At 71.8% G+C, this 18,866-nt stretch carries 15 protein-coding genes; 11 read left to right on the top strand and 4 right to left on the bottom strand.

What is annotated here, in order from left to right:
• The first annotated feature begins 53 nt into the window (after positions 1 to 53).
• Positions 54 to 818, top strand: coding sequence for a TIGR04222 domain-containing membrane protein (locus K377_RS07550; protein ID WP_111662400.1), 765 nt, complete (start codon positions 54 to 56; stop codon positions 816 to 818).
• Between the two features lie 92 nt (positions 819 to 910).
• Complete coding sequence (locus K377_RS07555; protein ID WP_111662401.1) at positions 911 to 2,500, top strand: alpha/beta hydrolase; 1,590 nt, start codon at positions 911 to 913, stop codon at positions 2,498 to 2,500.
• A 72-nt stretch (positions 2,501 to 2,572) separates the two neighbouring features.
• Here the strand turns inward: K377_RS07555 and hemQ are convergent, their stop codons facing one another.
• Both hemQ and hemG read right to left on the bottom strand, forming a co-directional pair.
• Positions 2,573 to 3,310: a hydrogen peroxide-dependent heme synthase gene (hemQ, locus tag K377_RS07560; RefSeq protein WP_111662402.1), complete on the bottom strand. Its 738-nt coding sequence runs from the start codon at positions 3,308 to 3,310 to the stop codon at positions 2,573 to 2,575.
• A 5-nt stretch (positions 3,311 to 3,315) separates the two neighbouring features.
• Positions 3,316 to 4,812, bottom strand: a complete 1,497-nt coding sequence (gene hemG, locus K377_RS07565) for a protoporphyrinogen oxidase (RefSeq protein ID WP_111662403.1) — start codon at positions 4,810 to 4,812, stop codon at positions 3,316 to 3,318.
• Positions 4,813 to 4,954: 142 nt separating this feature from the next.
• Between hemG and K377_RS07570 the strand changes: the two genes are divergently transcribed.
• The gene (locus tag K377_RS07570) at positions 4,955 to 5,968 is read left to right on the top strand and encodes a DUF4349 domain-containing protein (protein WP_111662404.1); all 1,014 of its coding nucleotides are present in this window, start codon (positions 4,955 to 4,957) and stop codon (positions 5,966 to 5,968) included.
• Positions 5,969 to 5,995: 27 nt separating this feature from the next.
• Positions 5,996 to 7,381, top strand: a complete 1,386-nt coding sequence (locus tag K377_RS07575; RefSeq protein WP_111662405.1) for an FAD-dependent oxidoreductase — start codon at positions 5,996 to 5,998, stop codon at positions 7,379 to 7,381.
• Positions 7,382 to 7,628: 247 nt separating this feature from the next.
• On the opposite strand, the gene hemE is transcribed toward K377_RS07575, so the two are convergent.
• Positions 7,629 to 8,708, bottom strand: a complete 1,080-nt coding sequence (gene hemE, locus K377_RS07580; protein WP_111662663.1) for a uroporphyrinogen decarboxylase — start codon at positions 8,706 to 8,708, stop codon at positions 7,629 to 7,631.
• Positions 8,709 to 8,895: 187 nt separating this feature from the next.
• On the opposite strand from hemE, the gene K377_RS07585 reads away from it, so the two are divergent.
• The 5 genes from K377_RS07585 (at position 8,896) to K377_RS07605 (ending at position 15,482) form a co-directional block, all read left to right on the top strand.
• The gene (locus tag K377_RS07585; RefSeq protein ID WP_111662406.1) at positions 8,896 to 9,552 is read left to right on the top strand and encodes a DUF3000 domain-containing protein; all 657 of its coding nucleotides are present in this window, start codon (positions 8,896 to 8,898) and stop codon (positions 9,550 to 9,552) included.
• A gap of 251 nt (positions 9,553 to 9,803) precedes the next feature.
• Positions 9,804 to 10,469 carry a response regulator transcription factor gene (locus tag K377_RS07590; RefSeq protein WP_111662407.1) on the top strand — a complete coding sequence of 222 codons (666 nt, stop codon included), beginning with the start codon at positions 9,804 to 9,806 and terminating at the stop codon, positions 10,467 to 10,469.
• 109 nt (positions 10,470 to 10,578) lie between these two features.
• Entirely contained in the window at positions 10,579 to 11,883 is a 1,305-nt protein-coding gene (locus K377_RS07595; protein ID WP_111662408.1) for a ribonuclease D, read from the top strand.
• Between the two features lie 252 nt (positions 11,884 to 12,135).
• Positions 12,136 to 13,353 carry an acetyl-CoA C-acyltransferase gene (locus K377_RS07600; RefSeq protein ID WP_111662409.1) on the top strand — a complete coding sequence of 406 codons (1,218 nt, stop codon included), beginning with the start codon at positions 12,136 to 12,138 and terminating at the stop codon, positions 13,351 to 13,353.
• The gene (locus tag K377_RS07605) at positions 13,350 to 15,482 is read left to right on the top strand and encodes a 3-hydroxyacyl-CoA dehydrogenase NAD-binding domain-containing protein (RefSeq protein ID WP_111662410.1); all 2,133 of its coding nucleotides are present in this window, start codon (positions 13,350 to 13,352) and stop codon (positions 15,480 to 15,482) included. The genes K377_RS07600 and K377_RS07605 overlap by 4 nt, the downstream gene beginning before the upstream one ends.
• A 96-nt stretch (positions 15,483 to 15,578) precedes the next feature.
• Here the strand turns inward: K377_RS07605 and K377_RS07610 are convergent, their stop codons facing one another.
• Positions 15,579 to 16,619: a hypothetical protein gene (locus K377_RS07610; RefSeq protein WP_111662411.1), complete on the bottom strand. Its 1,041-nt coding sequence runs from the start codon at positions 16,617 to 16,619 to the stop codon at positions 15,579 to 15,581.
• A 52-nt stretch (positions 16,620 to 16,671) separates the two neighbouring features.
• On the opposite strand from K377_RS07610, the gene K377_RS07615 reads away from it, so the two are divergent.
• Entirely contained in the window at positions 16,672 to 17,019 is a 348-nt protein-coding gene (locus tag K377_RS07615) for an NYN domain-containing protein (protein ID WP_111662412.1), read from the top strand.
• A gap of 154 nt (positions 17,020 to 17,173) precedes the next feature.
• Entirely contained in the window at positions 17,174 to 18,859 is a 1,686-nt protein-coding gene (locus tag K377_RS07620; protein WP_111662413.1) for a hypothetical protein, read from the top strand.
• Positions 18,860 to 18,866: the final 7 nt, after the last annotated feature.

Consider the following 18,866-nt stretch of genomic DNA (forward strand, 5'->3'; position numbering starts at 1 on the left):
GCATAGTGACTATGCCGTAGCGGAAACTCGAACACCTGTCATAGAAACACCACATGTTCTGGGTCCTGTATCTCCTCCTGGCCTGCGCGGCCGCCGCCGTGTCCTGCGGACGGCTGTGCCTCGCGGCCGTGCGCGCCGCCGAGGGCGAGCGCGCCGAGGACGCCGCGCGGGCCGGCGCGCACGTCCTGTCGGACCACGAACTGTCCCTGTACGAGACGGCGTTCCTGTCCGGCGGGCCGGTGCGGGTCGTGGACGTGACGCTGGTGTCGATGGCGCGCGGCCGTCGGCTGCTGCTCGCGCACACCGGCTGGGCGACGGTCGTCGACCCGGTGGGCGGGGACGCCATGGAGCGTTCCGTGCTCGGCGCGATCGGGCCGGCCGGGCAGTCGCGGACGGCGCCGCTGCGGGCCGCCACCGTCGCGGGCGACGCGGTGCGGGCGCTGGCCGACGGGCTCGTCGCGGCGGGCCTCGCGGTCCCGGAGGCGGCCCGCTCGGCCGTCTCGGGCGCGGTACGGCAGGTGCGCGCGGCGGCCGTCGCGGTGGTCGTGCTCGGCGCGCTCGCGACGCTCACCCCGGGCGAGGGCACCGAGGCGCAGCAGACCCCGGTGGCGCTCTGGTTCGCGCTTCCGCTGCTGCTCACCCTGAGCTGTCTGGCCATCGCCCGGATCGAGATCCACCCCTACACGCGCTGGGCCTCGCCGGTCGGGCAGCGGCTGCTCGCCGCGCGTCCCGCGGCCGCGGGCAGTCTGTTCGCGGTCGCCGTGCGCGGGCTGCGCGCGGTGGACGATCCGCAGGTGCGGGCCGCGCTCGCCGAGTGAGCGAAGAGCCCGGGCCGACGCAACGGGGTCATTGATCCGACACCGGCGACCCGGTGCTTTACATCACCAACCACCGCACGAAGTATCCGCGTATGAGACACGCGTTGCGAGCCACGTCCGTCCTCTGCGCCGCCGCGGGGTCGCTGGTCCTGTCCGCGCCGGCCGCCTCCCCCGTGTCCCCCGTCTCCCCCGTCCCGCTCCCCGGCCCCGCCGCCGCGCCGGAGCGGGCCGGTGTCGCGGTCGCCGCCGCGCGGGCCGCCGTCGCGGGCATCACCTGGAAAGCCTGCCCGGAGGTGGAGGAGCTGGACGACCCGGTGCGCTGCGGCACCGTCTCCGTCCCCCTCGACTACGCGCACCCGTCCGGCAGGCGGATCGACCTGACCGTCAGCCGGGTCGCCGCGCGCGGCAAGAAGAGCGAGCGGCAGGGCGCGTTCGTGTTCAACCCGGGCGGCCCCGGCGGCAACGGCATGTACTTCCCGCTGGCCGGCGTGATGCCGGAGTGGAAGCGGATCGGCGCCGCCTACGATCTGATCGGTTACGCGCCTCGCGGAGTCGGGCGGTCCGCTCCGCTCTCGTGCCAGGACCCGAAGCGCTTCGCGAAGGCGCCGACCCAGTCGCCGACGCACCCTTCGGCCTCGTACAAGAAGGAGCGTGTCGCGCAGGCCAGGTCGTACGCGGCGGGCTGCGCGAAGAACCCGGGGATCGAGCACTACACGACGCTCGACAACGCCCGTGACCTGGAGGTGCTGCGGGCCGCGCTGGGCGAGCCGAAGCTCACGTACATGGGTGCCTCCTACGGGTCGTACATCGGCGCCGTGTACGCGCGGCTGTTCCCCTCGCACGTGCGCCGCATGGTCTTCGACTCGGCGGTCGACCCGGACCCGCGCAAGGTCTGGTACGGGAACAACCTGGAGCAGTCGGCGGCGTTCGAGCGCCGCTGGAGCGACTTCCGGACGTGGGTCGCCAAGCACGACAGCACGTACCACCTGGGCGCGACGCCCGAGGCGGTGCTGCGCTCGTACGAGAAGGTGCGCGCGGAGCTCGCGCACGAGCCGGCCGGCGGGAAGGTCGGCCCGGGACAGTTGCAGTCGGCGTTCCTCCAGGCCGGGTACTACGACGACTACTGGCCGATGCGGGCCGCCGCCCTGTCCGCCTATCTGAAGGGCGACCCGAAGCCGCTGATCGGCCAGGCCACACCGCCGTCGGGGACGCGTGCCGAGCTGGAGAACGAGAACGCGACCGCCGTCTACACGGCCGTCGAGTGCAACGACGCGCCCTGGCCCACCGACTTCCGCGTCTGGGACCGCGACAACACGGCGCTCGCGAAGAAGGCACCGTTCGAGACGTGGGACAACGCGTGGATGAACCTGCCGTGCGCGTACTGGTCGACGCCCCGGCAGCAGCCGGTCGACGTGACGACGGCACCCGGTGAGCTGCCGCCGACCCTGATCCTCGCCGCCGAACGGGACGCGGCGACGCCGTTCACCGGCGCGCGGGAGCTGAACCGGCGGATCGCCGGGTCGGTACTGGTGACGGAGAAGAACGCCGGGACGCACGGGATCGGCGGCGGCGCCAATGCCTGTGTGAACGGGCACTTCGACGCGTATGTGCTGGAGGGGCGGCTGCCCGAGCGGCGCGGGGCGTCCTGTGCGGCCCACGCGGAGCCGACGCCGCTGAACTGAAGCCCCTCCGGCGGTTGAGGAGCGGGGTCCGGGGCAGAGCCCCGTGCCCCGCGCTCAAGCGGGCGGCACGACTTACGCGAGCCCTGCCACCAGGTCGGCGACCGACTTGCGGCGCCCGGTGTAGAACGGCACCTCTTCACGGACGTGCCGCCGGGCCTCGGAGGCGCGCAGGTGACGCATCAGGTCGACGATGCGGTACAGCTCGTCGGCCTCGAAGGCGAGAATCCACTCGTAGTCGCCGAGCGAGAACGAGGCGACGGTGTTGGCCCGCACGTCGGCGAAGCCGCGCGCCATCTTGCCGTGGTCGGCGAGCATCTTGCGGCGCTCGTCGTCGGGCAGCAGGTACCAGTCGTAGGACCGCACGAAGGGGTAGACGCTCACGTAGTCGCGGGGCGTCTCGTCGGCGAGGAACGCCGGGATGTGCGAGCGGTTGAACTCGGCGGGGCGGTGCAGCGCCATGTTCGACCAGACCGGCTCCAGGGCGCGGCCCAGCTTCGTGCGGCGGAAGAGGTTGTACGCCTCCTGCAGCTCGTCGGCCGTCTCCGCGTGCCACCAGATCATGAGGTCGGCGTCGGCGCGCAGGCCGGACACGTCGTACGTGCCGCGGACCGTGATGTCCTTCGCCGCGAGCTGGTCGAACAGCTCCTGGACCTCGTCGGCGTACCCGGCCCTGTCCTCGGGGAGGACGTCCTTCAGCTTGAAGACCGACCAGAGCGTGTAGCGGATGGTCTCGTTGAGATCCTTCGCCAACTTGCCCTTGTTCGGGATACGGGCTGCCGCCGCGTCGGGGGTGGTGTTCTCGTCGCTCATGTCCCTCATTCTCCCGCGTCGCCGTCCGCGTCCGGCACCGGGTCCCCGCGCAGCTCGTCCACGGCCGCGTAGGCGCTCGCGATGCAGGCCGGAATGCCGACGCCGTCGTACGCGGCGCCGCACACGGCGACGCCGGGGAGCCGTCCGATGTGCTCGCGGACGCGGGTGACGCGGTCCGCGTGGCCGACCGGGTACTGGGGCAGGCCGTCCTGCCAGCGCGTGACGTGGGCGTCGACGGGAGTGGCGGTCAGGGCGACGGCCTCGCGCAGGTCGCGGCGGGCGATGTCGACGAGCTCGGCGTCGTCGCGGGCCAGGTCCTTCTCGTCGCCGTACCGGCCGACCGAGGTCCGCACGATGCGCAGGTCGGGGTTCTCGTCGGCGATCCAGCCCCACTTGTGGGAGGCGAAGGTGGCGGCCTTGATGGTGCGGCCGTCGACCGGGGGCACGAGGAAGCCGCTGCCGGGCGGGAGGCCGGCCTCGCTCGTGCGGTAGGCCAGGGTGATCAGGGCCATGCTCGCGTACTCGATCGCGCGGAGTTCCTGGGCGGCGTTCGGGGAGGCGGTGCGCAGGACGCTCGCCGCGGCGGGGGCCGGGAGGGCGATGATCACTTGGGGGGCGCTGAAGGTGCGGCCCGACTCGGTGACCAGGCGCCATTGCGGCCGGTGCGGTGCCGTCGCGTGCTCGTCGGGGGTGGCCGGGCGCGCGGTTCCCCGCGCCCCCAGCTGCACCGCGCGTTCGCCGAGAATGATCTCGCCGCCCTTTGCGCGGACCGACTTCGCCACCGCCTCCGGGAGGGTGCCGACGCCGCCCTCGATGCCCATGAAGACCGGGGCGGGCCGATCCGCGGGCTGGGGGGTGCGGGCCTGGATGGCGCGGACGGCCGCCGTCAGGGACGTGTGCCGGCGGGCCTCGTCGAAGAGCTGCGGGACCGCGCTGCGCAGCGAGATGCGGTAGGCGTCGCCCGCGTACACGCCGCCGAGGAGCGGTTCGACGAGGCGGTCGACGACCTCGCGGCCGAGCCGCGCCGCGACGTACTCGCCGACCGCGATGTCGTCGCCGATCGGGGTGGGCGGGAGGTCCGCGTCCTGCGCGATACGGGCGAGGCCCTCGTCGGAGAGGACACCGGCGAGCGCGTCGGCGGTGCCGGGGACGCCCATGACATGACCCTTGGGCATGGGGCGCAGCGCGTCCCGGGTCCAGATCGAGGCGGTGGCGGTCGACGGCGGCTGGAGGCGGTCACCGAGGCCGGCCTCCTTCGCGAGGCCCACGGCCTCGGGGCGGCGGGCCAGCATCGACTCGGCGCCGAGGTCGACGCGCGCGCCGGCGATCTCGCCCGCGCGCAGTTTGCCGCCGAGCCGGTCGGAGCTCTCCAGGACGGTGACCCGGACACCGGGGTCCCGGTCGAGCAATCGGTGGGCGGCCGCCAGGCCCGTGATGCCACCGCCGATCACCAGGACGTCCCTGACGGTCTCTGTTTCCGTACGTGTGTCCGCTTCGCGCATGTCTCCCACTCTCTCAGAACGGACGGCCGTCTCCGCCGAGTCCCGACCGTTACCGGTTCGCCGCCGCCCGGCAATCACCGAATGGCGCACTCGCGCGTCAAAGGAAGCGTCCGACGACCGGCGTTTCTCAGGGGGTACGTTCATGCAGGCATCCGGCACGACCACGCTGCGGCGAGCGCCGCGCATCCTCGCTCCGCTGCTGCTCGCCGCGGCTCTGGCCCTGACCGGCTGTTCGGGCGCGGACTCGTCCGCCGACGGGGACAACGCCAAGTCCGGCGTGCGGGCCGACTCCGCGGGCGGGGGAAGCGCCGCGGACTCGCAGGCCACGGGCGGCGGGGCGGCCCGCTCCGGCAGCGAGGGCTCGGCGGACGGCGGCTCCGCGAAGGCGACGAAGCCGCCGAAGCTCACCGGCACCCACATCATCCGCACCGCCTCCCTCTCGGTCCGCGTCAAGGACGTGCCGGACGCGCTCGACGCGGCGCGTGTCGCGACCGAGAACGCGGGCGGCTATGTCGGCGACGAGGAGACCGACCGCGACGGCCACGGGCACGAGCGCACCCGGGTCACTCTGCGGGTTCCGCAGGAGTCGTACGAGAAGGTGATCGGCCAACTCGCCGGAACCGGACGCCTGTTGTCCCGGAACCAGAGCGCCCAGGACGTCACCGACCAGGTCGTCGACGTGGACAGCCGGGTCGCGTCGCAGCGGGCCAGCGTGGCGCGGGTGCGTGAACTCATGGACAAGGCGACGGCGTTGAGCGACGTCGTGGCCCTGGAGGGCGAGCTGAGCAGCCGTGAGTCCGCGCTGGAGGCGCTGCTCGCGCAGCAGTCGTCCCTGAAGGACCGGACGACGATGTCGACGATCTCCCTGAAGCTGTCCGAGGCGCCGCCGGCCGCGGCGGGCGGCAAGGACGACGACGGGCCCGGGTTCCTGGACGCCCTGTCGGGCGGCTGGGGCGCCTTCGTGACGTTCCTGACGTGGGTCGGGATCGTGCTCGCGGCCGTGCTGCCGTTCGCCGCCCTCCTCGCGCTCCTGGCACTGCTGTGGCTGCGGGTGATCCGGCCCCGGCTGCCGCGGCGGCCCGCGCCGGAGCCGGTCCGCACGGCGGTCGGCCCGCTGCCGGAGCACCCCCGGTCCGGGGCGGGTGAGCAGGACTGACGCGCCGGGTCCACGTAGCGTGGGCCCATGACTGCTGAGCGACTTGTGGTGATCGGCGGCGACGCGGCGGGCATGTCCGCAGCGTCGCAGGCACGCCGTCTGCGGGGCCCGGACGAGCTGGAGATCGTGGCGTTCGAGCGGGGGCACTTCACGTCGTACTCGGCGTGCGGGATCCCGTACTGGGTGGGCGGACAGGTCGGTGAGCGCGACGAGTTGATCGCCCGGTCGCCCGAGGAGCACCGGGCCCGCGGCATCGGTCTGCGGACGCGGACCGAGGTGGTCGAGCTGGATCTCCGGGAGCGGCGGGTGCGCTCCCGCGACCTCGACAGTGGGGCCGAGTCCTGGACCCCGTACGACAAGCTCGTGATCGCGACGGGCGCCCGGCCGGTCCGTCCCGAGCTGCCCGGCATCGACGCGGCCGGGGTGCACGGGGTGCAGACGCTCGACGACGGGCAGGCGCTGCTCGACTCCCTCCGGGAGACGCCGGGGCGGCGGGCCGTGGTCGTCGGCGCCGGGTACATCGGGGTCGAGATGGCCGAGGCGCTGCTCAACCGGGGCTACGAGGTGACCGTGGTCAACAGGGGCGCCGAGCCGATGTCCACGCTCGACCCGGACATGGGCCGGCTGGTGCACAAGGCGATGACCGGCATGGGCATCACCATGGTCGACGACGCCGAGGTGACCGAGATCCGCACCGGGGACGACGGGCGGGTGCGCGCCGTGGTCACGCGGGACGCCGAGTTCCCCGCCGACGTCGTGGTCCTGGGCATCGGAGTGCGTCCGGAGACGACACTGGCGCGGGCCGCCGGACTGCCGCTCGGTGAACACGGGGGCCTGCTCACGGACTTGGCGATGCGGGTGCGCGGGCCCGAGGCGGGCGGCGTCGTCTGGGCGGGCGGCGACTGCGTCGAGGTGCTCGACCTGGTGTCGCGGCGCGAGCGGCACATCGCGCTCGGCACGCACGCGAACAAGCACGGGCAGGTCATCGGGTCGAACGTGGGCGGCGGGTACGCCACGTTCCCGGGTGTCGTCGGTACGGCCGTCAGCAAGGTCTGCGAGCTGGAGATCGCCAGGACCGGACTGCGCGAGAAGGACGCCCTGCGGGCCGGGCTCCAGTACGTGACGGCCACCATCGAGTCGACGAGCCGGGCGGGCTACTACCCCGGGGCCGCCCCGATGACGGTCAAGATGCTGGCCGAGCGGCGCACCGGGCGGCTGCTCGGGGTGCAGATCGTGGGCCGGGAGGGCGCCGCGAAGCGCGTCGACGTGGCGGCGGTGGCCCTGACCGCCGGAATGACGGTGGAACAGATGACGGCGCTCGACCTGGGCTACGCGCCGCCGTTCTCCCCGGTGTGGGACCCGGTCCTGGTGGCGGCCCGCAAGACGGTCGCGGCGGTACGCGCCCAGAGTTAGGGCGGGTACCGCCGCGACCGGTGTGCCTGCCGTGTTCTGGCGGGCTAGGGCCTGTCTCTCAGATCCCTCCGTCCGCCCGGAGGGCGGGCCCTGCGGCGGCTGGTGCGTGCTCTCAGGGGGTCCCCCCGGCCGAAGGCTGGGGGAGTGCCGGGTGCACGGCCTCGTACTGGGCGTACTCGGCCTTGTGCCCGGTGCGGCGAGAGCGCGTGCCAGGCGTCGCGGGGCAGGAGGGATCTGGGAGACAGGCCTAGCGGGCGGTCTGCGTGTGGACGTAGTCCACGAGGCGGGTCAGCGCCTCCGGGTCGGTGGTCGGCAGGACGCCGTGGCCGAGGTTGAACACGTGGCCCTCCAGGCCCGCCGCGGCGTCCAGGACCTCGCGCGCCTTCTCCTCGACCGCCTCGGGGGTGGAGAAGAGGATCGCCGGGTCGAAGTTGCCCTGAAGCGCCTTGCCGGGGCCGACGCGGCGCGCGGCCTCGTCGAGCGGGACGCGCCAGTCGACGCCGACGACGTCCGCGCCGGCCTCGCCCATCAGGCCGAGCAGCTCACCGGTGCCGACGCCGAAGTGGATGCGCGGCACGCCGTACTGCGCCACCGCCTCGAACACCTTCGCGGAGGCGGGCATGACGCTGCGGCGGTAGTCGGCGGGCGACAGCGCGCCGACCCACGAGTCGAAGAGCTGGACGGCGCTGGCGCCGGCCTCGATCTGCACCTTCAGGAACGCGGAGGTGATCTCGGCGAGCCGGTCGAGCAGGTCGGCCCACAGCTCCGGCTCGCCGTACATGAGGGCCTTGGTGATCTCGTGGTTGCGGGACGGGCCGCCCTCCACGAGGTAGCTGGCGAGGGTGAACGGCGCGCCCGCGAAGCCGATGAGCGGCGTGCCGCCGAGCTCGGCGGTGAGCAGGCCGATGGCCTCGGTGACGTAGGCGACGTCGTCCGGGGTCAGGTCGCGCAGCTGCGCCAGGTCGGCGCGGCTGCGGATGGGGTTGGCGATGACCGGGCCGACACCGGGCTTGATGTCGAGGTCGATGCCGATGGCCTTGAGCGGGACGACGATGTCGCTGTAGTAGATCGCCGCGTCGACCTTGTGCCGGCGCACCGGCTGCATCGTGATCTCGGCGACCAGCTCGGGCCGCGTGCACGACTCCAGCATCGGGATGCCTTCACGGACCTTGAGGTACTCGGGCAGCGAACGGCCCGCCTGGCGCATGAACCACACCGGGGTGTGCGGCACGGGCTCACGCCTGCATGCCTTCAGAAAAGCTGAATCCTTGACTGCGTCGGTGGTCGCTGACGGCTGCTGGCCCGTGGCCTCGGTGTTGGCACTCACACGGATGAGTTTCGCACGCTCGCGCGTCACTCCGGGAACGGCGTCGGCGCCGGGTGTCCTTACCCGCGCGGGGCGTCCGTTCCCCTTAACCTTCCCCGCATGGCCGCGGCCTGCGAACACCGCAGACGGCGCAGACGATGCCGACAGGATGAGTGAATCAGTGAGGGACGGGCAGAACGCTCGGGACATGAACGCTGCACAGAAGAAGGACGACACGGCGCCCGCTGCCCCTCCTGCCTTCCGCACGGCGGTCGACGCCCTGCGCGTCGCACGGCTGCGCCCGGAGATCGAGATCGACCCCACGCGCCCGCCCCAGCGCCTGGCTCCCTTCGCGTACGCGCTGGAGGCCGCCGTCATCGAGCCGGGTCCCGACTCGGACGACGCGGAGGCGCTGGCCGACGGCCGTCTGGTGCTGCTGCACGATCCCGGAGGGCACGAGGCGTGGCACGGCACGTTCCGCCTGGTGACCCTGGTCCGCGCGGAGCTGGAGCCGGAGATGGCGGCCGATCCGCTGCTGCCGGACGTGTGCTGGTCGTGGCTGACCGGCGCGCTCCGGGCGAGGGGTCTCTCGTACGGGGAGCCGTCGGGCACGGTCACCCGGGCCAGCTCGCACTATTTCGGCGGGATCGGCGACCGGCCCGCCGCCTCGCAGATCGAGATCCGTGCGTCCTGGACGCCGCGCGAGGGCCGCGGCGGGGTGCCGGACACGGCGGCGCATCTGGCCGCGTGGTGCGAGCTGCTGTGCCAGCTCGCCGGGCTGCCGCCCGCGCCGGCCGCTCCGCAGGGCGGGGAGGGCGGCGCGGTCGTGACGCTGCCGCAGCGCAGGGGCCCCCAGGCCAACTGATTCCGAGGGGCGGTTTTCGGCCGCATAGGCCGTACCGCCCCTCTCGCATGTCCGCTGTCCGGGCGAATCGATTCGGTTCGATCTTCGGATGATCGAGCGCTTGTCCGAATTGGGTGAATTGTTACTCACCAAATCGTGATCTTTCCCTAAAGGCGGGCGGGTTTGCTGCCGAAGACCTCAGTGACCTTGAAAGCACGGTTCGTCCCGGCTTCTTCCCCCAGCCGGCTCCGTCCCGCACCCCAGGAGGCCTGGTGTCCGTTCTTCTCGAGCAGCCCTCAAGCCTGGTCGCCTACCGCCCGAACAAGCCGACCGCGATGGTCGTCGTGGCCGATCCGCGCGTACGCTCCACCGTCACCCGCCATCTGTGGGCGCTCGGAGTACGCGATGTGATCGAGGCCTCGTCCGTCGCTGAGGCTCGTCCCCGCATCGGCAACCCCCGTGACATCTGCGTCGCCGACGTCCACCTCCCCGACGGATCCGGACTGACGCTTCTCTCCGAAACCCGAGCCGCGGGCTGGCCCAACGGCCTCGCCCTCTCCGCCGCCGACGACATCGGCGCCGTACGCAATGCCCTGGCGGGCGGCGTGAAGGGCTATGTCGTCACCGGTACCCGTACCAACGTCGGCCTTCCGAACCGTCCCGGCGCCGCTCCGATCGGCTCCGCGGCCGCCCGGATGGGGCACCGCCGTCCCCCGGGTGCCCCGAGCCACCCGGGTGGCTACCGCGAGCTCTCCGGCCGTGAGGTCGAGGTGCTCCGGCTCGTCGCCGAGGGTCAGTCGAACAAGGCCATCGGAGTCTCGATGGGCCTGTCCGCCCTGACCGTCAAGAGCCACCTCGCCCGGATCGCCCGCAAGCTCGGCACGGGTGACCGTGCCGGGATGGTGGCGGTCGCCCTCCGCACCGGAATCATTCACTGACCCTCCCCTCTCCCCCGCTGGCCGGATCTTTCCGGTTTACGCACCTTGGGCGCCCGTCGACGGAACGTTCCGTCGACGGGCGCCGTCCGTTCACAGATACCCTTGACAGGTGACCGACGCCCAAGAAACCGCAGCAGACAGCTCACTGCGCACCACCGGAGCCCCGCGGCGGCAGCCGCAGACGCCCCCGGCTCCGGACACCGACGTCACTGCTGACGGGGCACCGGTCCCCCTGCTCGAACCCCGTGAGGGCATTCCTCCGGTGATCGCCGACGCGTCCGCGCTGGCCGATGTCGTCGCGGCCTTCGCCGCGGGCACCGGCCCGGTGGCCGTCGACGCCGAGCGCGCGTCCGGGTACCGCTACGGGCAGCGTGCATATCTGGTGCAGCTGCGCCGCGAGGGTGCGGGCACCGCGCTCATCGACCCCGTGGGCTGCCCCGACCTCTCCGCCCTCGGCGACGCGCTGGCCGACGCCGAGTGGGATCTGCACGCCGCCACCCAGGATCTGCCGTGCCTGCGCGAAATAGGCATGCGCCCCTCGCGGCTCTTCGACACCGAGCTGGCCGGACGGCTCGCCGGGTTCCCGCGCGTGGGCCTGGGCGCCATGGTCGAGAACGTGCTCGGCTACACGCTGGAGAAGGGGCACTCCGCGGTCGACTGGTCGACCCGGCCGCTGCCCGAGCCCTGGCTGCGCTACGCCGCGCTGGACGTGGAGCTCCTCGTCGATCTGCGGGACGCCCTGGAGAAGGAGCTCGACCGGCAGGGCAAGCTCGAATGGGCCCACGAGGAGTTCGACGCGATCGCGTCGGCGCCGCCCGCGCCGCCGCGCAAGGACCCGTGGCGGCGGACCTCCGGCATGCACAAGGTGCGGCGCCGTCGTCAGATGGCCGTCGTACGGGAGCTGTGGACCGCGCGGGACAAGGTCGCCCAGCGGCGCGACGTCTCGCCGGGCAAGGTGCTGGGTGACGGGGCGATCGTCGAGGCCGCGCTCGCGCTGCCGGTGAATGTGCAGGCCATGTCGGGGCTGCCCGGGTTCGGGCACCGGATGGGCCGGCGTCAGCTGGAGCAGTGGCAGGCCGCCGTCGACCGGGCCAGGGAGCTGCCCGAGTCGGAGCTCCCCCAGCCCGGGCAGCCGGTCGCCGGGCCGCCTCCGCCGCGCGCCTGGGCCGACAAGGACCCGGCCGCCGCGGCTCGGCTGTCCGCGGCGCGGGCCGGGGTGACGGCGCTCGCCGAGACGCTGAACATGCCGCAGGAGAACCTGATCACGCCGGACACCGTGCGGCGGGTCTGCTGGGAGCCGCCGTCCTCGGTGGACGCCGACTCCGTCTCGGCGGCCCTGGCCGCCCACGGGGCGCGGCGCTGGCAGATCGAGCAGGTCACGCCGGTTCTGGTGACGGCGTTGTCGGCCGGCTGACGGCCGGTGGCCGCTTCTCGCGCAGTTCCCCGCGCCCCTGAAGGGCGAGCTTCGCTCGCTTCAGGGGCGCGGGGAACTGCGCGACCGGCCACGACGAAAGCCGCGGCCGACGGACCGCCCCCGAATGTGACGTTCGCCGCTCCGGCCGAGGGGGCTGGGCAGCATGGTTACCCGCAAGTAGCATGAAGGGGTGAGCGCGCGCTCAGTCGCGCGCCGCGGCAGTGCCGTCCCGCATCTTGGAGGAGAGCCATCGTGCCTCGTACCGTCAGGGACGTCGTCTTCGTCGACGGCGTCCGCACCCCGTTCGGCAAGGCGGGCCCGAAGGGCATCTACCACGAGACCCGCGCCGACGACCTCGTCGTGAAGTCCATCCGGGAGCTGCTGCGCCGCAACCCGAACCTGGACCCGGCCAAGATCGACGAGGTCGCCATCGCCGCGACCACGCAGATCGGCGACCAGGGCCTGACCCTGGGCCGCACGGCCGGCATCCTCGCCGGACTGCCGCAGTCGGTCCCGGGCTACTCCATCGACCGTATGTGCGCCGGTGCGCTCACTGCGGTCACCACGACGGCCGGCTCCATCGCGTTCGGCGCGTACGACGCCGTCATCGCCGGTGGCGTCGAGCACATGGGCCGCCACCCCATGGGCGAGGGCGTCGACCCGAACCCGCGCTTCGTCAGCGAGAAGCTCGTCGACGAGTCGGCCCTGTTCATGGGCATGACCGCGGAGAACCTGCACGACCGCTACCCGCACATCACCAAGCAGCGCGCCGACGAGTACGCCGTGCGCTCGCAGGAGAAGGCGGCGAAGGCGTACGCGAACGGCAAGATCCAGCAGGACCTGGTGCCGATCTCGGTGCGCAACACCAACGCCGAGGTGGGCGAGACCGGTTGGGGTCTCGTGACGTCCGACGAGCCGATGCGCCCGGGCACCACCCTGGAGAACCTCGCCGGTCTGAAGACGCCGTTCCGTACGCACGGCCGCGTCACCGCCGGCAACGCCGCGGGCCTGAACGACGGCGCCACCGCGTCGCTGCTCGCCTCCGAGGACTTCGCCCGGGAGAACAATCTCCCGGTCAAGATGCGCCTCGTCAGCTACGCCTTCGTCGGCGTGGAGCCGGAGGTCATGGGCTACGGCCCGATCCCGGCGACGGAGAAGGCCCTCGCCAAGGCGGGCCTGACCATCGACGACATCGGCCTGTTCGAGATCAACGAGGCGTTCGCCGTCCAGGTGCTCGCCCTGCTCGACCACTACGGCATCGCCGACGACGACCCGCGCGTGAACCAGTACGGCGGCGCCATCGCCTTCGGCCACCCGCTGGCCTCGTCCGGCGTGCGTCTGATGACCCAGCTGGCCCGGCAGTTCGAGGAGCAGCCCGAGGTCCGCTACGGCATCACGACCATGTGCGTCGGCTTCGGCATGGGCGCGACGGTCATCTGGGAGAACCCGAACTTCGAGGGGGACAAGTGAGCACCACCACCGCAGAGCTCCTCAAGGGTGCCGCCGAGCTGTTCCCCGGTGAGGTCGTGACGTCCGCGCACGTACGTCACCTGGAACTGCCGTACGGCGCCGGTCGGTTCGCGCTGATCACGCTGGACAACGGCTTCGACCACACCAAGCCGACCACCTTCGGCCCGGGTTCGCTGGCGAACCTGAACGTCGCCATCGACCAGGTCGAGAAGGAGGCGGCCGACGGCGACATCGTCGGTGTCGGTATCACCGGCAAGCCGTTCATCTTCGCCGTCGGCGCCGACCTCAAGGGCGTCGAGCTGCTGAAGAACCACGACGACGCGCTCGCCATCGGCAAGGGCGGCCACGAGGTCTTCAAGCGCCTCTCGGGCCTGGCCGTGCCGACGTTCGCGTACTACAACGGTGCCGCGATGGGCGGTGGCGTCGAGGTCGGTCTGCACTGCTCGTACCGCACCGTCTCCAAGGCGCTCCCCGCGTTCTCGCTGCCCGAGGTCTTCCTCGGTCTCGTCCCCGGCTGGGGCGGCTGCGCGCTGCTGCCGAACCTGATCGGTGCCGACAAGGCCGTCTCGGTGATCATCGAGAACAGCCTGAACCAGAACAAGCAGCTCAACGGCAAGAAGGTGCACGAGCTCGGGATCGCCGACGCGATCTTCGAGGGCGCCGACTTCCTGGAGCAGTCGCTGATCTGGACCGCTCAGGTGCTGAAGGGCGACGTCAAGGTCGAGCGCCCGGACATCGACCGCGGTGAGGCCTGGGACCAGGCCGTCGCGCGCGGCAGGTTCATCGCCGACTCCAAGGTGCACGGCGCGGCCCCGGCCGCGTACCGCGCACTGGAGATCATCGCCGCCGCGAAGAGCGGGGACCTCCAGGCCGGGTTCGACGCCGAGGACAAGGCCCTCGCGGACCTCATCATGGGCGGCGAACTGCGCGCCGGCATCTACTCGTTCAACCTGGTGCAGAAGCGTGGCAAGCGGCCCGCCGGCGCCCCGGACAAGAGCCTGGCCCGCCCGGTCACCAAGGTCGGCGTCGTGGGCGCGGGCCTGATGGCCTCGCAGCTCGCCCTGCTCTTCCTGCGCCGCCTCGAGGTGCCGGTCGTGCTGACCGACATCGACCAGGAGCGCGTCGACAAGGGTGTGGGCTACGTCCACGCCGAGATCGACAAGCTGCTCGGCAAGGGCCGCGTCAACCAGGACAAGGCGAACCGCCTCAAGGGCCTGGTCTCCGGTGTGCTGGACAAGGCCGAGGGCTTCTCCGACGCCGACTTCATCATCGAGGCCGTCTTCGAGGAGATCGGCGTCAAGCAGCAGGTGTTCGCCGAGGTCGAGGCCGTCGCCCCGGCGCACGCGATCCTGGCGACGAACACCTCGTCCCTCTCGGTCTCCGAGATGGCGTCGAAGCTCAAGCACCCCGAGCGGGTCGTCGGCTTCCACTTCTTCAACCCGGTCGCGATCCTCCCGCTCCTGGAGATCGTGCGCGGCGAGCAGACCGACGACGCGGCGCTCGCCACGGCGTTCGGCGTCGCCAAGAAGCTGAAGAAGACCGCGGTGCTCGTGAAGGACGCCCCGGCGTTCGTCGTGAACCGCATCCTGACCCGCTTCATGGGCGAGATCCAGAACGTCATCGACGAGGGCACGCCGGTCGAGGTCGCGGAGAAGGCGGTGGAGCCGCTCGGCCTGCCGATGTCCCCGCTGGTCCTCCTCGAACTGGTCGGCCCGGCCATCGGCCTGCACGTCTCGGAGACCCTGAACCGCGCCTTCCCGGAGCGCTTCACGGTGTCCCCGAACCTGGCGGCCGTCGTCAAGGCCGGCAAGCGCGGCTTCTACGTCTACGACTCCGGGAAGCCGGAGCTGGACCCCGAGGTCGCAGCCCTCCTCAAGCAGGGCGACGTCGTCCTCACCGAGGAGCAGGTCCGCGACCGCGTGCTCGACGCCGTCGCCCAGGAGATCGGGCTCATGCTCGACGAGGGCGTCGTCGCCGAGGCCCAGGACATCGACCTGTGCCTGATCACGGGCGCCGGCTGGCCCTTCCACCTGGGCGGCATCACGCCGTACCTGGACCGCGAGGGCGTCTCCCAGCGCGTGAACGGCAAGCCGTTCCTGGAGGCCGGGATCGCCAGCGTCCCCGCGTAGTCCCGCTCGATCTGACGGTGGCCGTTCCCGCATTCGGTGCGGGGGCGGCCATCGCCGTTCTCGATTTGCTGCGCTCGCCCAGCGGGAGTGCCGCCGTCAGCCGGCGTACGCCTCCTGCCACGCCTCCAGCGCGAGCCCGGGTTCATCCTTGCGGCGGGTGAGGAGCAGGCGGGCCGGAGCGCCCGGTACATACGCGGCGGCGACCACCCGGCCGGCGCCGTCCTCGGTCAGGGCGAGACGGGCGTCCGGCGGCAGCGGGGCGCCCGACTCCGTCCACCAGGCCCCCGCACTCTCCACCTCGGTCGGGTACGCGGCGAACGCGACCCGCCCGCCCCGGGACCGCTGGGCCAGCAAGGTGCAGTCCACGTCGTCGAGGCGGCAGCGGACCGCGACCGGGGCGCCGTCGCCCGCGGCGTCCACCAGCCGCACCGGGTCCGCGCCGCCGCGCCAGGCGTACAGACCGCCGTCCTCGGTGACGTAGAAGAGGGTGGTGTGCTCGGCGGAGGTCGCGAGGGCGCACAGGGTGTCCGGGCGGACGGCCGCGGGCTGCGGCTTGTCATCGAGGACCGGGGCGGCACCGGGCTCCTGCTGCCGCCAGCACAGGATGCCCTCCGCGCTCGCGGCGTACAGCGTGATCAGGCCCGACTCACCGGCGACGACGGCCGGCCGGCCGCGGACACCGCGGCCCTTGAGGTCGCGCCAGGGACCCCAGCCGCTCTTCTCCTCCTGGACGCGCAGGCTCATGCCGCCGCCCTTGTTGCGGACGAAGACATGGGCGCGGCCCTGCGCGTCGACGGCTACGGCGGGTGGGCCCATGCGGTCGCCCTTCTTGTTGGGGTGGCCGATCGCGGACCAGTCGAGCGCGGCGAGGTGCGGCTGGAAATGCGTGGAGTGGACCAGGCCGGACTCGCCGGGAACGGTAGGGCGCCAGGCGGCCAAATGGGTGTACCCGAGGGCGCTGCGCGCGAGGCCGAGGGTCTCCGGGTGCACGCGCTGGTCGCCGCCGACCGTGCGGGGCGGTGCCCAGGGGCCGCCGGGAGTGCGTTCCGTACGGCAGACGACCGCATCGCCGTCCGGCGCGTGGGCATAGGCGCGGAGTCCGCCCTCACGCCCGCATATCAGCCAGTCGCCGTTCACGTGTTCTACCTTAGGCGGGGGTGCGCGCGTGGCTCGTGCGACCCTGGGCTGCATGAGTGGAGTCCTGGTGGTCGACGGTGCCAATGTCGTGGGCTCGGTGCCCGACGGCTGGTGGCGGGACCGGCGCGGCGCGGCCGAGCGGCTGCGGGCCCGGCTCGCGGAGCACGCGGAGCGGACCGGGGCCGAGGTGATCCTCGTGGTCGAGGGAGCCGCGAAGGGCGTGGAGTCGGCGCCCGGGGTACGGGTCGAGTCGGCCGAGGGCAGTGGGGACGACCACATCGTGGAACTGGTGGCGCGCCTCGGGCGACCTTGCACCGTCGTCACCGCCGACCGTGAACTCCGCGCCAGGGTGGCCGCGTTGGGAGCCGCGACCGCGGGTCCTCGCACCGTCTACGGATGATCCGCCGGGCCGGACGTCCGTGCCGGTCCTTCTGTTCTCGCGCAATTCTCTGCGATCAATTTCACTCCCGCCACTGTCGGCCGCCGGATAGACTCCTGATGCCTCCGTCAGCGAATAGAGGGAGGTCACCACAGAGGAGCGGGCACGATATTTCATGAACGATGAACTCCCTGCGCTCGCGCCGAATCTGGCGACGGTCGACAGACGTGGCACGGTCACCGAGACCTATTCGGCCGGGGCCGTCCCCGTGGAGTACCGGTTCCGGCCCGCCGACGGCGATGTCCGGCACCTCGTGGTGGTTTTCTCGGGACTCGGCGCACCCAATGGCTATCACTTCGCCGGAAAGTCGCTGAGCGGCCTGCGCGCCAATGTGCTGTGGATCCGGGACGATTTCGACGGCAACTACAGCTACTACATGTGCCGGAACATGAACTTCGACATCGAGGGCGCCGTCCTCGGACTCATCGAAGGAAAGCTGAACCAGCTCGGTCTGACGCGTGACCAGGTGACGGTGCTGGGAGTGTCGAAAGGCGGCAGCGCCGCTCTCTATTACGGCCTGAAGTACGGGTACCGGAACATCGTTTCCGTGGTCCCGCAGTTCCTCGTCGGCAGTTACGTGCGGGACCGTGCGGTGACCGGTCGGTACATGATGGGCGACGACATGCCGCAGCAGCACGTCGACGTGCTCGACCGCGCCATACCCGACCTGCTCAAGACCTACGGCGGGCAGGGGCACAACGTCTATCTGTTCACCTCGGAGGCCGACGAGCAGTACGAGACCGAGATCAGCCCGCATCTCCAACTCTTCTGGGCCTGCGAGAACTTCAACTTCATCCGCACCAGTTCACAGCTGGTGCGCCAGCACGGCGAGGTGTCGTTCTACAACCTCCAGCTCACTCTGGGGGTACTCGCGGCGCTCGCCGAGGGGGCCGCGCCCCGCCTGGGCTTCGTCGAGAACGGGGACACGCGGGTCGACCCGGTCGAACAGCAGCGGTACCTGGCCGAGCTGCGTGGCACGGACGCGCTCACCGCCGTTCTGCTCAAGCAGGAGATACGCGGCGGGAGTCTCCGACTCAGCGGCCATGCCTTCATTCCGGGGCAGTCCCCGCACGGTGAATTCCCGACCGCCAAGAGCCTGGTTCTCGAAGGCCGCGGAAAATACTGGGAGTTCCCGCTGGCCACGACCGAGGCGAAGTACACGTACAGCCGCTACTTCGACCGTTTCGCCCGCGACTACGCGGACGGGGGATTCGAGTCGGACGACGGTTCCGGAATTTCGATGAAGGGTATTCCGGGCGGTGTCTACGACCTGTCCGTACGGGTGCAGAGCCCGGCCGAGGGAATCGACCGGCGGACCAAGCTCGTCACGCAGCGCGCTTTCGACATCCGGCGTCCCGTGGGCGGCATCGAGGTCTGTCTGATCGGCGACGAGAACCGGGTGCGTCTCGTCCGGCGGCCGCTGATCGGACATGTCTCCCAGGAGACGGCCTTCTCTCTGGAGAAGAGCTGGCTCAAAGAGCGGACCCTGCACGTAGAGGGGGTGTTCTTCATCCACGGAATCGAGGCCGCGGAGCGTGGGCACGCGCATTACTACCTGGTGCTGCGTGGTGAGGGGTCCACTCATTCCTTCCGGCTCGGCATGTCCCGCAAGGTCGCCGCGATACGGCCGCACATCCGGCCCGGCGACTACGGCACCTATGACTTCGGCTACTTCGCCACGTCGGGCTACAAGGGCGTGAGCCTGGACAAGGCACCGGCGGGGAACTACGAGGCGTACATCTCCATGAGCACGGGCGGCTCTCTCTTCTCCGCCCCGGCGGGGAACATCACGCTTCCCTGAGCCGGCC

The organism is Streptomyces sp. PsTaAH-137 (genome assembly GCF_003259365.1).
Classification (GTDB): Bacteria; Actinomycetota; Actinomycetes; order Streptomycetales; family Streptomycetaceae; genus Streptomyces.